This is a genomic window from uncultured Alistipes sp., assembly GCF_963931675.1.
Classification (GTDB): domain Bacteria; phylum Bacteroidota; class Bacteroidia; order Bacteroidales; family Rikenellaceae; genus Alistipes.
In genome coordinates, this window is the sequence record NZ_OZ007039.1 from 87501 (window position 1) to 103136 (window position 15636).

The window sequence follows — 15636 nt, forward strand, 5'->3', positions numbered from 1 at the left end:
CCGCTTGTGCGGGCCCCCGTCAATTCCTTTGAGTTTCATTCTTGCGAACGTACTCCCCAGGTGGATAACTTATCGCTTTCGCTTAGCCACCGACCGTGTATCGCCGACAGCGAGTTATCATCGTTTACTGCGTGGACTACCAGGGTATCTAATCCTGTTTGCTCCCCACGCTTTCGTGCCTCAACGTCAGATATAGTTTGGTAAGCTGCCTTCGCAATCGGTGTTCTGTATGATCTCTAAGCATTTCACCGCTACACCATACATTCCGCCTACCGCAACTACTCTCTAGTCCAACAGTATTAGAGGCAGTGCCGGAGTTAAGCCCCGGGATTTCACCTCTAACTTATCAAACCGCCTACGCACCCTTTAAACCCAATAAATCCGGATAACGCTTGGATCCTCCGTATTACCGCGGCTGCTGGCACGGAGTTAGCCGATCCTTATTCATACGATACTTTCAGTCACCTACACGTAGGTGAGTTTACCCTCGTACAAAAGCAGTTTACAACTCATAGAGCCGTCTTCCTGCACGCGGCATGGCTGGTTCAGACTTGCGTCCATTGACCAATATTCCTCACTGCTGCCTCCCGTAGGAGTTTGGTCCGTGTCTCAGTACCAATGTGGGGGGTTAACCTCTCAGTCCCCCTATGTATCGTCGCCTTGGTGAGCCGTTACCTCACCAACAAGCTAATACAACGCATGCCCATCCAAAACCACCGGAGTTTTCAACACCAAAAGATGCCTTTCAGTATGTTATGGGGTATTAGTACCAATTTCTCAGTGTTATCCCCCTGTTCTGGGTAGGTTGCATACGCGTTACGCACCCGTGCGCCGGTCGCCGGCAGTTGAAGCAAGCTTCAACCCCGATGCCCCTCGACTTGCATGTGTTAGGCCTGCCGCTAGCGTTCATCCTGAGCCAGGATCAAACTCTCCATTGTAAAAAAAAGAATGTTTATAGATCTTTCGCTCAAATCTCAAAGGTATTGTTTGAAATCACTCTCTTGCGAGAGTGGAAAACTTTAGCTGCTCAAATACTTCAAAGAACGCTGTTCACTATATTACTATAAGAACAATTTCTTTCTTTTTGTCGGGTCGGATCCTTCGATCTTCGCCTTGGTTCCGCCACTGATTTTTCAGTGGGAAAGTGGTGCAAAGTTAAGTCAAATTTTTCGAACCACCAAATCTTTTTTTCAGAAATTTTTCAGAACCTTTTTCATTTGCCTCGAATCGGCTTTCGATTCTAAAGCGGGTGCAAAGGTAAATCCTTTTTTCTGAACTTCCAAATCTTTTTGAAGATTTTTTCGAAAATTTTTCAGAACCCTTTTTGCTGTTTCCGGACCGGTTTCCCGATCTGGAAGCGGCTGCAAAGGTAAATCCTTTTTTTGAAACTCCAAAAGATCTCGGAACTTTTTTCAATTTTTTTCAGAACCTGTTTCGCTTCGATTTCAGAGCTGTTTCTTGGTCGAAGCGGGTGCAAAGATAAGGGGTTTCCGAGCAAACTTCCAAATATTTTCCGGACTTTTTTTGCCGCGTTTCCGGCCTTTTTCCGGCACCGGGCTATGAATCAGCGTCTTAGTTGTGAAAATTTTTTAATATCTCTATCCCCGACAAACCGAAGCCGAAATCATGCGATCCTTATTATATATAGGTATCTTTTTTTCGGCCTCTCCTGCGCGCCGCAAACGCCCCGACTCTGCACCGGCGACCTGCTGTTCCAGGTCGAAGCGGCCTCAGCCGTGGAAAGTGCAATCACGGCCGCTACGGAATGCGACAGTGTGCTGAATTTCACACATGTAGGGATTTTTCCCGCCAGCAACGGCCCCGATCCGGAATTGGGAGCCTCGGGCTACGCCGCCGATTCGGTACTGGAGGCAACCAGCGACGGAGGTGTGCAGGTCGTTCCGCTGGCGGATTTTCTGAACCGGGCGGGCCGCAGCGCTCAAACGATCTTCTCGACCGTGATGTCGGGATCGGCACGCAGGAGCTCGATAAAAGTCTCCTCGCCGTTCGTCCCCCTGGCCCGAATGACCAGCGTGGCTCGGTGTACCACCCCTTCGGGCGTGCGGGCCGCCTCGACCTCGTAGGAGATGACCGAATATTCCCGGGTTTCGAGTTTCGAGAACATGGCGTCGATCGGGGCCCGGCTCGGAGCCGAGAAGACGATCATGGTTCGCCGCCGACCCAGATCGCCGAAGAAGAGCGTCAGCGCCTCCAGCCCGAACAGGGTCAGCACCGTCGCCGCAGCCGCCACGACATACATGTGCGCCCCGGCGGCCAGCCCGATACCTGCCGTGGCCCAGAGGCTCGCGGCAGTGGTCAGGCCGCGCACCAGCTGCCGGTGGATAATGATCGTCCCGGCGCCGATGAAGCCGATCCCGCTGACGACCTGGGCGGCAATCCGGCTGGGATCGAGCCGCAGCCCGTCGTGCGAGGCGAGGAACTCCTCGAATCCATATTGTGAAACCACCATCATCAGGGCGCTGCCGAGCGCCACGAGGAAATGGGTCCGGAATCCGGCATCCTTGACCCGATACTCCCGATCCAGGCCGATCACCGTTCCGCACAGCCCGGCCACACACAAACGTCCGATAAAATCCCACTCCATACCCATCGTTTCACCATTTTGAATTCATTGCCCCTCCTCCTTGCCGGCGCTTCGGCAGGGATTTACTTGTCGCTCAGGATTTCGAGCGCCTTTTCCAAGACGGCATCGCGGCCCGAAAGCACGTCCTGCATCGTATTCTCCGCCACGACATCGGGTGTAATCCCGCACCCGACAAACTCCCTGCCATCGGGGAGACGCACCTCCTCGGTGCAGACCGCGCACTGCAGCCCCGGAAGCACCTCATACATAACCTTCTTTCCGGCAGAACCCGACGTGGGGACTCCGACGGTCGACATGTGGGGCTGCGACGACGCCCAGCCGACGAAGGTTTCGGCAGCATTTCCCGTTGCGTCGTTGACAAGAATCACGGTCGGGACAACCAGTCTCCCGTCACGATCCTCCGGAAAGCGATACATTTCCCGTTCAGGCTCAGAGAAAGCTTCGCTGCAGTAGTGCTGACGGGCAATCCGCGCGCGGGCATCACTGGCCAGATCCTCGAAATCAAACTCATGGTATCCCCTTGCTGCGAGTGCCGCATCATAGATGCGTGACCGCGACACGGGACCGTAAAGAACCGTATCCCGGGTCAGCCGGGAGAAGATTTCCGCAGCCCCATAATCGAGCCACCGAGAGGAGTTATTTCGCAGATCGAGGATGAGTTTGCGGGCCCGGGCCCGGATCTCGGGGAATGCGTTGCGGAAGGCCTGGGCCTCTCCGTACTCAAAAGAACCGATCTTCAGATAAGCCACATCGCCGGGATACCACGTCAGCCGGAAGTTCTCGTTCAGCTCCTTCCCGCTGCATCCGGGCAGCGCTACGCAAGCATCCACATCCGGTTCGGCACCGTAGTGCGGGTTGACCAGCCGCACGGAGCCCTCCGTCCCGTCCGGGCGGCGGAACTCCACCTCATGCGAGGTGCCGATCGGCCCGTACAGCAGGACCCTGACGGCCCAACGGCGCCGCACCCGTTCCGTCGATGCCGGGATACAGGACATCAACCCGGCAATCCGCTCCCCGACGGGTTGTCCGTTCACGGAGAGGATCTCGGAGCCGGGCGGCATGATCGCAGCCTTTGCTTCGCTGACCTCGGAGACGACCACATGGCCCCCGACATCCATCAGACGGAGTACCCACCCCTCTTCGTAACCGATGGAGGTAAGCGGGAAATTACGGAATGTGCGGACATAGGTCTGACTGTTCCCCAGCGCAGCGTAGAATTCCGCAAGCAGGCGGTAGAACTCCATATCGTCACGGGTCTGCATCGCGGGCGTGATCAGGGCCCGGTAGAGCGAGTCCCAGCGCTCGGCGCCGAAACGGTCCAGATAGGCGTAGTTGCGGTGAACCTCCATCCAGCACTTCGACAGGGCGAAGAGTTTCTGTTCGACGCTCCAGGCCCGGCCCCGCACGCCGGAACCTCTTCGGGAGGGCACGGGCACCACGCGATAAACCATGGTATCCCCTTTCAACTCGACCCCGACGGTCTGCATCGCGGGTTCCTGGGCCCAGCCCCCGGACATTGCCCCGACCGCTGCGAGCAATGCGACCCCCCAACAGCCAATTCTCATAACGCAACATTTTTTGACACTACAAATTACGAAAAAAGGCGGAGACGACAAAGTTTTTCCGGCAAAAGATTGCGGGAAGCGAAAAATTTCGTACTTTTGCAGGCTATGTTTAACTAATTAACTGTTTACGACAATGCCGAAAATGAAAACCAATGCCGCGGCGAAGAAACGCTTTACCTTCACCGGCACAGGAAAGATCAAGCGTAAACACGCTTATCACAGTCACATCCTGACCAAAAAGACGACGAAGCAGAAGCGGAACCTCTGCTATTCGGGTACCGTATCTGCGGCCGACGAGGCCAAGATCAAGAACCTGCTGGTGAAGTAATCCGCCGGTAGATTCGGATAGCCGCCCGCCAGGGCACCAACAATTACAAACCGGGACGAACCAGCCCCGAAGAATACGGGAGAACCGTATCGCTGGCAGTCTCCAAAAAACTTTACATTATGCCACGTTCAGTAAACGCTGTTGCGTCACGCGCACGTCGAAAGAAAGTTTTGAAACTTGCCAAAGGTAACTTTGGTTCAAGGGGAAACGTTTGGACCGTAGCGAAAAATACGGTCGAGAAGGGGTTGTGCTATGCCTATGCACACCGCCAGCTCAAGAAGCGGACGTTCCGTTCGCTGTGGATCATGCGTATCAACGCTGCGGTCCGCGCGCAGGGAATGACCTATTCGCAATTCATCGGCAAACTCAACGCCAAAGGCATCGTCCTGAACCGCAAGGTGCTGGCCGACCTGGCAATGAACGAGCCGAAGGCATTCGAGGCAATAGTTAACGCAGTTAAATAGCCCTTTTCACGAGGGGTTTTAGCACGGCGGACACCCTCGGGGTGCCCGCCGTTTTTTACAATACTACCTATCAACCAACCACCGCACCGCGTCCCCGCACGCCCGATACGCAGACCCATGCAGAGCTGGAAACGCACCTTCGCCGTCATCTGGAGCGGCCAGGCCATCTCGATCCTCAGCAGTTCGATCGTCGCCTACGCGATCATCTTCTGGATGAGCGTCGAGACCCGGTCCGCGGAGGTGCTGGCCCTGTCGGCCATTGCGGGGATGCTTCCGCAGGCGGTGCTGGGGCTCTTCGTCGGGGTCTACATCGACCGCTGGGACCGCAAGCGCACGATGATCCTCGCCGACAGCTTCATCGCCCTCTGTACCCTGGGTCTGGCCGTGCTGTTCTGGCTCGACGCCGCGGAATTGTGGCACGTCTACCTGCTGCTGGCGTGCCGATCGGCAGGTTCGGCCTTCCACGTCCCGGCGATGCAGGCCTCGGTGCCGCTCCTGGCCCCGAAAGCGCAGCTCACCCGCATCGCGGGCGTCAACCAGGTGATCTCGTCACTCTCGGACATCGCAGGCCCGGCCCTGGGCGCCCTGCTGCTGAGCCTCACCTCGATCGGGAACATCCTGCTGTTAGATGTCGTAGGGGCACTCGTTGCCTGCACGACGCTGCTCTTCGTCCGGATCCCGAATCCCGAACGCCCGGAGCGCCGCCCGGACCTGTGGCGCGAATTCCGCGAAGGCTTCACCGCCATGCACTCCCAACCGGGTTTGGGCTGGTTCTTCGGCCTGGCCATCGCCGTATGGTTCCTGATCATGCCCGTGGGGGTGCTTTTCCCGCTGATGACGCTCAACCATTTCGGCGGCGGGACCTGGGAGATGAGTTTCGTGGAGATCATCTGGGGAGGCGGGGCCCTGCTCGGCGGGGCCATCATGGGGGCCCGCAACTACCCGGTCAACCGCATCGTGCTGATCAACCTGATGTATCTGGTCGTCGGGCTTTCGTTCCTTTGTTCGGGGCTGCTTCCGGTTTCGGGATTCTACGGATTCGCAGTACTGACGGCCGCAGCCGGGATTTCGAGCAGCGTCTTCAACGCCTCGTTCGTCTCGGTGCTCCAGACGCGGATCGAAGCGGGGCTCTTGGGGCGTGTGCTGTCGCTCTACCGCAGTTTCGGATTGCTGCCCTCGGCACTCGGGTTGCTGAGTGCGGGATTCCTGGCCGAGCGGGTCGGGCTGACGACGACGTTCATCATCTCCGGGAGTCTGATTTGCCTGCTCGGCGGGGTTGCCTTCTGCATTCCGTCGGTCGTGCGGCTCGACCAACGGAGATAACGGACACCGTCCCGCCCTGCCCCGGCCTGCCCCGGCCTCGGTCCCGGCCTTGGTCCCGTCCCGGCCTCGGTCCCGGCCCCGTCCCGGCCTTGGTCCCGGTCCCGGTCTCGGCCCAACCTCGAACCATTCCGCCCTCCTCAACTGTTCCCGGTCCTGCCCGGCCGTTCTTGTTCTGTCCCTTCCGAGAAATCCGTCCCGTCACCTGTGAAAAGTCCGCTCCGCCCGGAGATTCGCCCACTCCGGAAATTGCCTTGTCCGGGAATTCGCCCTTCCCGCCGATATTCGACAGACCCTTTTCCGCACTCTTTTCTTCCCCTCCCTCTCTCCCGACATTCCCAAAACACAAAAACGGCAACCTCACATGAAAGAGGTTGCCGTTTTTTCAAGGCCGGAGGTTTCGGAATCCTCCGGGAGCGCATCCGGATGGAATCCGGAGCCGTTCCCGGCTCAATCCTTCGGATAGACGTATCCGTTGTAGTAAATCCGGAAGGAGTATCGGCGGCTGGCCTCGTCGAACGAGTAGACGTAGCGCACATCGGGAGCGGGATAGGCCGACGTATCGTAATCGAAGGGCGAGGAGAATTCGCACTCCTGGGTGCCGCTGACGATCTGCATACCGATATAGAGGCCGTCTGAGACACGATAGGACATCTGGAGGGGGCTCGAACCGTACATGTTGCTGTAAATGGAGTAGCCCGAAGCGGAACCGTTGACCTCGAATGCCTTGCCGACGCAGGAGGAGTAAGCCAGCGTCACCTCGTCATCGGACGGACGGACGGTGAATCCCGTCATCGAGCTCCAGTCGGAAGCCCCCGAGCTGCTGCCCTCGATGGAGGCTGCGATGTTGGAGATCTGAATGGTATAGGAACCGTCGCCATTATCCGCAATCCGGGTCGACCCGCCGTTCATGTTGATCTGGGTTTCACCACTGTAAGAGGAGCTGTAGAGTTTGAAATCGGACTGCATCACGACACTCCACACGGCACCGTCGGCCAGTTCGGGCTTGCCGCCGGTCTCAACCAACAGCGAGCCTTCGAGATAGAATCCGTCGGGCATCTGGTCGCTCTTGTTGAAGGTGAGTTTGTAGCCCTGCTCGACCTCTTCGATCTTCGTGCCGCTGTTGAACAGGAGCGAAAGGACCGAACGGTTGTTGTATTTCACATTGGCGACCGTCACCTCCTCGGCCTCCTCTTCGGCATTCCCGCGCTGTTTGGCGACCTCGGCAGCCAGCACGGCCACACGCATACCGGCATTGGCGGCCTGCATGGCCACGCGGTCCTGCGTCGTGACATAGGAGTAGATGTACTGCCCCGGCTGCACGGGCAGAAGATCCTTGTAGGAGTCGTTCTCCTTGATACAGCTCGAAAGCGCGAGGGCTGCGAGCGTCAACGTAGCAAAAATTCTATTCATGAGATGTTGTTCTGTTAAATTTTCCTTTAAACGTCCGATGCGGCGAATTACTGCATCGGGAATTGAAAAAAAATGTATTCGGCCCCTCAAAGGTACAATTTTTTTCGCGGACAAGCGGAGAATTTGGACTTTTCGCATCAAAATCGTATCTTTATTCCATGATGAAGAAGTTAGCGACCCTGTTTTTTGCCGTTGTGCTGCTCGGATGCGGCCGCTCGACGGAGTGGATTGCGGAAGATGAATCGGGGGATTCGCGCCTTGTCCGGCACGGCGACACGCTGGAGATCACCGCACCGAAAGGGTTGACACTGTGGTATCCGGAACGGCTCACGGGCGACTACCGGGTGAGTTACGAGGCTACGGTGCTGATGCAGGAAGGGCCCTGCGACCGGCTGGGCGACCTGAACTGTTTCTGGGCGGCCGAGGACCCGGAACACGGGGATGATTTTTTCGCCCGGGCGTCGTGGCGGGGCGGGATTTTCGAACGTTACAACTCCCTGGACCTGTTTTACGTGGGCTACGGGGGCAACGGGAATACGACGACACGGTTCCGGCGCTACTACGGCAACCGCTACGGGGCTCCGGCCGACGAAGTGAAGCCGCTGATCGGAGAGTACACCGATGCGGGTCACCTGCTGGTCGCCAACCGCCCGATCCGGATCGAGATAACGGTCGATTCGGGTCGCACGACCTTCCGGGTCGACGGCGAGGAACTCTTTTCGCGCAAGCTCTCCCCGGGCGAGGGAGACGGATATTTCGGCTTGCGGCTGCTGAACAACCGGACCCGGATCGTGAATTTCCGGATCGAGACCCGATAACCCCAACGACAAGAGAGATGCACACACACTTGATAACAAAGATAACGCTTATGTCATTGCTTTCTTTCTTCGGCTGCGGCCGTGCCAAGCAGGCCGAATATCCGTCGGACACGCTCACGACACGCGACGGGACCGAACTGACGTTCCACTTTTTCAAACACGCCTCGTTTTCGATCACCGTCGGGGATAAAACGATCTACATCGATCCGGTGAACGACTATGCGGATTACGGTTCGCTGCCGAAAGCGGACCTCGTACTGATCACCCATTCGCACTACGACCACCTGGACGTGGCGGCCGTGGACCGGATTCTGACACCGGATACGGAGATCGTGTGCGACCGGACCTCGGCCGAAGCCTTCGAGATGAACTGCTACACGATGCGTCCGGGGAGCGTGGCGACACCGCGCGACTACGTGAAGGTGGAGGCGGTTGCGGCGTACAACACGACGCCGGGACACCTCCAGTTCCACCCGAAGGACCGGGAGGATTGCGGCTACGTGCTGACGATCGGCGGGACGCGGATCTACATTGCCGGGGACACGGAGCCCACGCAGGAGATCAAATCGCTGAAGAACATCGACATCGCCTTCCTGCCGGTGAACCAGCCCTATACGATGACCGTGGATCAGGCCGTCGAGGCGGTGAAGGCGATCCGCCCGGCGATCTTCTACCCCTACCACTATGGGGAGGTGGAGGAGAAGACGGATCTCGAACGCCTGGCCCGCGAGCTGGAGGGCATCACCGAAATCCGCATCCGCCCGATGGAGTAACCGGCCGGTCCGACCGAAACAAGGCAGCAGACAAGAGGGTTTTCCGCCAAACGGAAAACCCTCTTGCATCGATAAACAACCCTACCCCGGCAAGGGGTGGGGTGAACGGCCGCAACTATTTCTTTCCGGCTGCGTCCTTCTTGACTTCGGCCTTGACCTTGAGAGAGGCAAAGCCCTTGATGATCTTCTCGTCGCTGTTCTTCGAAGCGTCGTAGACGACGGTAACCTCCTTTTTGGGCAGGTCGACCTGTACGTCCTTGATGCCCTTTCCGAGCGAAGGGACGTTGTTCATGATCTTCTGCACGCAGTGTTCGCAATCGATGTCGGTTACGAAGACCGTCGTGACACTCTTTTTCTGGGCGGGCTTGGCCGCCGTTGCAATGCCCACGCCCATCACGAGGGCCAGACATACCATCAACAGTTTTTTCATAGCAGTTTTATCGGGTTTTTCGTTGTACTTTTTATTATATCAAGGTATCGGTGACCACACTACGCACCATCAATAGATGTTAAGCCGCATCCCGATATAAAACTTGCGACCCATCAGAGGTCCCCAGACGTTCATCGAGTTGAAGGCCGCCGAGTAGGGATTCTCCGCCCCCATGATCGGGTCCTTCTGGATGTAGTCGGCAATGTTCTCGCAGCCGACATAGAGATCGAACTTGCCCAGCTTGCGGCTCACCTGGGCGTAGAACATCGGGTAGCGCGGCGAATGATAGCTGTCGGCCAAATCGGCATTCTGCGTCGGGATGCGGGCCGGGCCGTTCAGCTGGGCCGTGGCATCGAACGTCCAGCGGCGGAACTTCGTGGCGTACTGGATGTTGAGCAGCGTCTTGTACTCGCTCACCAGCGGGCGCTCGACGCGTGCCGACGATCCGTCCGCCCGGCGGATGGTCATCTCGCTGTCCGTGTAGCGGAACGTGGCGAAGATGTCGAGCCGCTCGACGGGCGACCACGAGAAGTCGACCTGATAGGTATCGGTGTAGGAGCGGCCGTCGGTGTTGTAGAAGACGATGCGGTCGGCATACATCTCCTGGTCGGCCACCACCGAGTTGTAGAACTGCGTGCGGAAGTAGTCGAAACTCAGCGTCGCATCCTCCTCCTTGACGAGTCCGAATGTCTGCGTGAGGCTTCCGCCGACGGTCAGGGCCTTCTCCATGCGGTCGATGTCGTGGAAACTTCCCACAACGGGCTTTCCGTCGCGGAAGACAACGGGCTGAATGGCGCGTCCGGTGGCCAGTACGCCGATGTTGTCCGTAATGAGGTTCGTCGAACGGTAGCCCAGCCCGGCCGAGGCGCGGAAGGTGGTCGACGGGGTGATGTTCCACTTCAGATGGCCGCGGGGCGTGACGAAAAAGCGGTCGTAATAGTGGTTGTAGTCGCCGCGGATGCCCGCCACGACCGAGAACTTGTCCTTGATGGCATAGGTGTACTCGGCGTAGGCGCCGACCTCACGTTCGTTGCGGTCGAGGTCGTAATCGCCCTCCTGGAAATCGGTAATCCAGGGCGTGCGGTTCAACAACCCCTCGCGGTAGTAGTCCAGGTGGAGCTGTCCGCCGACGATCAGCGACGACCGATAGGTGAAGTAGTGGTTGTACATCAGATTCAGCGCCAGTGAGTTCTGGTTTCCGTCGTAATCGTTCAGGCCGAAGTAGGCATCCTCGCTGAAGTGGTCGAAATCGGCCACGAACGCCAGGTTCGAGCGCATCTCGTCCTGTTCGTCGGCATCGTAGACGGCCTGTCCCACGGGCATTCCGACCTTGAAATAGCCGTTGGCGTTGCGGTTGCGGATGTGCGAACCGTAGAGGGGCATCGGCTTTCCCTCGTCCTTCCAGTCCCAGTCGGCGAGCATGGCGTCGCGCATGGCCGCGGTGTTCTTGTAGTCGAGCATTCCGCCGAGGCGGTTCTCCTGGACGAATTTCCAGCCCCAGCGGATCTGCGTACCGTTGTCGGCAGCATAAAGCCACTTGTTGGCGACATTGATCTGATCCGAAAGGGGCAAATCCCGGAAGCCGTCGTCGTTGTGGTCCATCTTCCGCACGTCGGTGTCCATCGACCCGTGGAGCAGGACGACGCTCGTGAGTTTCTTGTCCTTCGTCACGGGGAAGGCCGACGAGACATTGATCTCGGGGCGCAGTTCGTCATCGAGGTAGAGGTTCAGGAAGAGCCGTTCGTCGTCGGTGGGCTTGCGGTGTTCGAGGTTGATCTGCCCGGTGATGGCTTCGTGCCCGGCGGTGACGGAGGCGACGCCCTTCGAGACCTGAATCGAGTTGAGCCACATGCCGGGCGTGTAGCTCAACCCGTAGGGAGCGCTCAGTCCGTGCATGATCGGGCGGTTCTCGTCGAGGATCTGGGTGTAGGTTCCGGCCAGCCCGAGCATCTTGATCTGCCGGGCCCCGGAGATGGCGTCGCTGTAACCGACGGTCACCGAGGCGGAGTTTTCGAACGATTCGGCGAGGTTGCAGCAGGCCATCTTGCAGAGGCCCGCGAAGGAGATCATCTCGCCCTTGACGATTCCGTCGCGTTTGACGAAGTTGCCGCTCATGGCTCCCTCGACGACGACATCTTCGAGGGCGACGCCTTCGGCGCGGAGTACGAAATCGAGGCGTTCCGCCGCGCTTTCGACCCGGATCGTATCGTTGACATAGCCGAGGTACGACGCCACGAGGCGGTCATACCCCTTGACGCGGTGGAGGAGGAAAGCCCCCTGGGCATCGGTGCTGGCACCGATGGTTGTCCCGGCCCAGTAGACCGAGGCCCCGACGAGGGGCTGGTTGTCGGCATCGCGCACCATGCCGCGCAGGTCCTGGGCACGGGAGCTTCCCAGGCAGCACAACACAGCACAAAGAGCCATCAGAGTTTGTAATTTCTTCATAATATCTTCGGTTTTATTTCGCCGACAAAGATAGCCAGCCGCAATTGCAACCCGATTGCAAATTACCGCTTCGGAGCGCGGGGCTCACCTCTTGGATCGGCAGTCGGGACAACGTCCCTTGACCAGATAGTTGATTTCCCGGACTTCGTACCCGGCGGGATAATGAATCACGGGGATGTGTACATTGTCCAGGCAAAATGTCTTCCCGCAGGCCTCACAATGGAAATGGCAGTGCAGTTCCTCGATCCGACAGGCATGGTCGTTGTGACAGAGGCAATACTTGGTGGCACCGCTTCCATCCTCGATGACATGCAGCAGATGATGCTCCGCAAAAAGGGTCAGCGAGCGAAAGATCGACGATTTGTCCAGCGTATCGGCTTCGGTTTCGAGATCGGACAGACTAAACGTATGGTCGAAACGCTCCATGGCCTCAAGCGCCAGCATTCGGACGGCCGTAGGCCGGATTCCATGCTTCAGCAGGATCTCTTCACAATGGCTACTGTTCATTTTCGGGGATGAGCACCAGACGGACACCGCCGGCGCACAAAAGGTTGCGGGTTGATGATAGGCGGGATATTTCCCGTACGGCCGGAGCCGCAGGATCAAGCGCCCCCCCCCGGAGTAATCCGAAGGAAGCGCGGGATCAAGCCGCAACAGGCGGAGCCCTCAGGCCGGCAACGGCCCGACACACCTCGCGGGGAAGCGGGATATTGCGGAGCAGACCGTTCCCCGACGAAGAACAGGCGGGAGTATCCAGCGCAATCTCGGCGGCCAGCGACAGCGGGAGTACCGCCACGACACAACGGATGTATTTTTCGCTGTCGTCGGAATAGGACGACGTGTAGAGATCGATTTCGGTGGAGTGGAGTTCGCAGTCGCAGCACGCCTTGAGCGAACACTCCTGGCAGCAGCCATGCAGCCCGGCAGCATCCGTTTCTGCGAGGTGGCAGCAGCCCGTACAGCGGTGTTCGACCGAAGCCCTCATGCCCAGGCACTTGCAGGTCAGCGACGCCAGAGCTGTCCCGGCGGTCGCCGAGACGTAGAATGCACAGAGCAGAAGGGCGATATATCGTTTCAACTTCATGTCGGCGTCAATCTCCGATGATTCCGCAGGCCGCGAGTCGTTCGATCCAGGCCCGGGCATCGCGCCTTGCGACCTCGGGCTCGACGTCGTAACGCGCGACGAGGAGCTGCGCGGCCTCTTCCGCGGAAAACGCCCGGTCCCGCAGCTTCTCCCAGAGCCAGCAGGCCGACTCGTTGAGCGAGACGAGACGTGTGAGATCGGCGGCGCCGTCGGGCGCGGGGACCACGACGACGTGCTCTCCGGCCATCTCGCGAAGCCTGTATTCGGGACGAATCTTCATCATGCGAACCTTGTACGCCCGCAAAAATAGGAAAAATTCTCCGAACCGCCCAATTTTTCCTACCTTTGTATCATGGAATCGGCCACGGAGCATACGGACATACATGCGATTCTGCAGCGTTACTGGGGTTTTCGGGCGTTCCGGCCCGTACAGGAACAGATTATCCGCGCAGTGCTTGCGGGGCGCGACACGCTGGCACTGATGCCGACCGGCGGGGGGAAGTCGCTGACCTATCAGGTCCCGACCCTGGCCCGGGCGGGGGTGTGCATCGTGGTCACGCCGCTCATTGCGCTGATGAAGGACCAGACCGACCGGCTCCGGCACCTGGGCATCCCGGCCGTGGCAATCCACTCGGGGCTCTCGCCGCGGCAGATCGACATCGCGCTGGACAACTGCGTCTACGGCGACGTGAAATTCCTCTACGTGGCGCCCGAACGGCTGACGAGCGAAGCCTTCCGGCTGCGGGTCGTGCGGATGAACGTCACGCTGATCGCGGTCGACGAGGCGCACTGCATCTCGCAGTGGGGCTACGACTTCCGGCCGTCATACCTGCGGATCGCGGAGCTGCGCGAACGGCTTCCGGGCGTCCCGGTGCTGGCACTGACGGCCTCGGCGACGGAGGTCGTGGCCGAAGACATCATGCACCACCTGAAATTCTCCGAACCGCACCTGCTGCGGAGCAGTTTCGCCCGCCCGAACCTCTCCTACAGCGTCCGCCACACGGACGACAAGAACGGACAGCTGCTGCGGCTGCTGCGGAACGTCCCCGGCTCGGGGATCGTCTACATGCGGACACGGGAGGGTACCGAACAGCTGACCGAACAGCTGCGCGACGAAGGGATCGCGGCGGCGGCCTACCACGGCGGGCTGGGGCACGCGGACCGCACGCAGCGTCAGGAGTTGTGGTTGAAGGGCAAAGTGCGGGTGATAGTCGCCACGAACGCCTTCGGCATGGGCATCGACAAGCCCGACGTGCGTTTCGTGGTACACTACTCGATGTGCGACTCGCTGGAGAGCTACTACCAGGAGGCCGGGCGTGCCGGGCGCGACGGACAGCGGGCCTATGCGCTGCTGCTGGTGGCCTCGGACGACGGAGAACGCATTGCGCGGCGTTTCGACCAGGAGTTCCCGCCGCTGGAGCAGGTCAAGGAGATCTACGAACGGATCTGCTCCTACCTGCAGATCGGGATCGGCGAAGGGGGCGAATGCAGCTACCAGTTCAACCTTTCGGACTTCTGCGCCCGGGAACATCTCTATTCGGGGAAGGTGCTGAGCGCCCTGAAACTCCTCCAGCAGAACGGCTACATGACGCTGAGCGACGCCCAGGACCATCCGGCCCGGGTGATGTTCTGCGTGAGCCGCGACGAACTGTACCGCCTGCGCGTGCAGCGCGATGACCTGGACCACTTCATCCGCACGCTGCTGCGGCTCTACAACGGGATTTTCAACGACTTCCGGCCGATCGACGAGGGCGAGCTGGCGACCTGGAGCGGCTATACGGTGAACCGGGTGAAGGAGCTGCTGAAACAGCTCTGGCTGCTGCGGGTGATCCGCTACATTCCGTCGAACCGCTCGCCGCTTCTGTTCCTGAACGAGGAGCGGCTGCCGCGGGCGGACCTCTACATTGCGCCGGAGACCTACCGGCGGCGCCGGGAGCTGATGCACGAACGCTTCGCGCGGATGCTGGCCTATGCCTCCAACGAAGAGGAGTGCCGGAGCACGGTACTGGAGCGCTATTTCGGAGCGGAATCGCCGACCGCGTGCGGGATCTGCGACGTGTGCCTGGCCCGGAAGCGGGCCGCCAAAGCGGCTCAGAAGACCCAGGAGGGCCAGGAGGGTCAGAAGAGTCAGGAGCCCGGAACAGTCGGGACGGCCGATACCTCCGTTCCGGTCGGCCGTGCAGCCGTTCCGAATGTCTCCCCCACTGCGGCGATGCCGCTTCGCGAAAGGCTGCTCGGACTGCTCTCCGCGGCGCCGTCCGACCCGCAGCAACTGGCGGCAGCCTGCGCGTGCCCGCCCGAACGGGTGGCGGAAGCGATCCGGGAATTGCTCGCCGAGGGCAAAATCGTCGGCGACAAGGGCGGGATATTGAAAATTATTGCGTAATTTTG

General features: G+C 59.3%; 15 protein-coding genes and 1 rRNA gene (1 of these 16 cut by a window edge). 6 read left to right on the plus strand and 10 right to left on the minus strand.

The annotated features are described in order from the left end of the window. From ABGT65_RS00355 to ABGT65_RS00370, 4 genes are all read right to left on the minus strand, one after another. A 16S ribosomal RNA gene (locus ABGT65_RS00355) occupies nt 1-938 on the minus strand (it extends 590 nt beyond the left edge of the window). 217 nt (nt 939-1155) lie between these two features. Continuing rightward, nucleotides 1156-1416 carry a hypothetical protein gene (locus ABGT65_RS00360; protein WP_346699240.1) on the minus strand — a complete coding sequence of 87 codons (261 nt, stop codon included), beginning with the start codon at nt 1414-1416 and terminating at the stop codon, nt 1156-1158. Nucleotides 1417-1939: 523 nt separating this feature from the next. After that, the gene (locus tag ABGT65_RS00365; protein WP_346699242.1) at nt 1940-2611 is read right to left on the minus strand and encodes an MgtC/SapB family protein; all 672 of its coding nucleotides are present in this window, start codon (nt 2609-2611) and stop codon (nt 1940-1942) included. A 56-nt stretch (nt 2612-2667) separates the two neighbouring features. Beyond that, entirely contained in the window at nt 2668-4170 is a 1503-nt protein-coding gene (locus tag ABGT65_RS00370) for a S41 family peptidase (RefSeq protein ID WP_346699244.1), read from the minus strand. Between the two features lie 133 nt (nt 4171-4303). On the opposite strand from ABGT65_RS00370, the gene rpmI reads away from it, so the two are divergent. The 3 genes from rpmI to ABGT65_RS00385 all read left to right on the plus strand — a co-directional run bounded on the left by rpmI (nt 4304) and on the right by ABGT65_RS00385 (nt 6285). Beyond that, nucleotides 4304-4498, plus strand: coding sequence for a 50S ribosomal protein L35 (rpmI, locus tag ABGT65_RS00375; protein WP_009598828.1), 195 nt, complete (start codon nt 4304-4306; stop codon nt 4496-4498). Nucleotides 4499-4617: 119 nt separating this feature from the next. Continuing rightward, nucleotides 4618-4962, plus strand: a complete 345-nt coding sequence (gene rplT, locus ABGT65_RS00380) for a 50S ribosomal protein L20 (RefSeq protein ID WP_346699246.1) — start codon at nt 4618-4620, stop codon at nt 4960-4962. A gap of 117 nt (nt 4963-5079) precedes the next feature. Continuing rightward, entirely contained in the window at nt 5080-6285 is a 1206-nt protein-coding gene (locus tag ABGT65_RS00385; RefSeq protein ID WP_346699248.1) for an MFS transporter, read from the plus strand. A gap of 447 nt (nt 6286-6732) precedes the next feature. On the opposite strand, the gene ABGT65_RS00390 is transcribed toward ABGT65_RS00385, so the two are convergent. Next, nucleotides 6733-7695 (minus strand): hypothetical protein, encoded by a 963-nt coding sequence (locus tag ABGT65_RS00390; protein WP_346699250.1) that lies wholly within the window; start codon nt 7693-7695, stop codon nt 6733-6735. A 158-nt stretch (nt 7696-7853) separates the two neighbouring features. On the opposite strand from ABGT65_RS00390, the gene ABGT65_RS00395 reads away from it, so the two are divergent. After that, the gene (locus ABGT65_RS00395) at nt 7854-8513 is read left to right on the plus strand and encodes a DUF6250 domain-containing protein (protein WP_346699252.1); all 660 of its coding nucleotides are present in this window, start codon (nt 7854-7856) and stop codon (nt 8511-8513) included. 50 nt (nt 8514-8563) lie between these two features. Continuing rightward, entirely contained in the window at nt 8564-9286 is a 723-nt protein-coding gene (locus tag ABGT65_RS00400; protein ID WP_346699254.1) for an MBL fold metallo-hydrolase, read from the plus strand. A gap of 115 nt (nt 9287-9401) precedes the next feature. Here ABGT65_RS00400 and ABGT65_RS00405 read toward each other — a convergent pair whose 3' ends face one another. The 5 genes from ABGT65_RS00405 to ABGT65_RS00425 form a co-directional block, all read right to left on the minus strand. Beyond that, a complete protein-coding gene (locus tag ABGT65_RS00405; protein ID WP_346699256.1) occupies nt 9402-9716 on the minus strand; it encodes a heavy-metal-associated domain-containing protein in 315 nt (104 codons plus the stop codon). A 69-nt stretch (nt 9717-9785) separates the two neighbouring features. Next, nucleotides 9786-12140 (minus strand): TonB-dependent receptor, encoded by a 2355-nt coding sequence (locus ABGT65_RS00410; RefSeq protein ID WP_346703028.1) that lies wholly within the window; start codon nt 12138-12140, stop codon nt 9786-9788. A gap of 105 nt (nt 12141-12245) precedes the next feature. Then, a complete protein-coding gene (locus ABGT65_RS00415; protein ID WP_346699258.1) occupies nt 12246-12668 on the minus strand; it encodes a transcriptional repressor in 423 nt (140 codons plus the stop codon). 136 nt (nt 12669-12804) lie between these two features. Continuing rightward, complete coding sequence (locus ABGT65_RS00420; RefSeq protein WP_346699259.1) at nt 12805-13245, minus strand: hypothetical protein; 441 nt, start codon at nt 13243-13245, stop codon at nt 12805-12807. 7 nt (nt 13246-13252) lie between these two features. Then, nucleotides 13253-13528, minus strand: coding sequence for a PqqD family protein (locus tag ABGT65_RS00425; protein WP_346699260.1), 276 nt, complete (start codon nt 13526-13528; stop codon nt 13253-13255). Nucleotides 13529-13597: 69 nt separating this feature from the next. Between ABGT65_RS00425 and ABGT65_RS00430 the strand changes: the two genes are divergently transcribed. After that, nucleotides 13598-15631 (plus strand): ATP-dependent DNA helicase RecQ, encoded by a 2034-nt coding sequence (locus tag ABGT65_RS00430; protein ID WP_346699261.1) that lies wholly within the window; start codon nt 13598-13600, stop codon nt 15629-15631. The last annotated feature ends 5 nt before the right edge of the window (nt 15632-15636 follow it).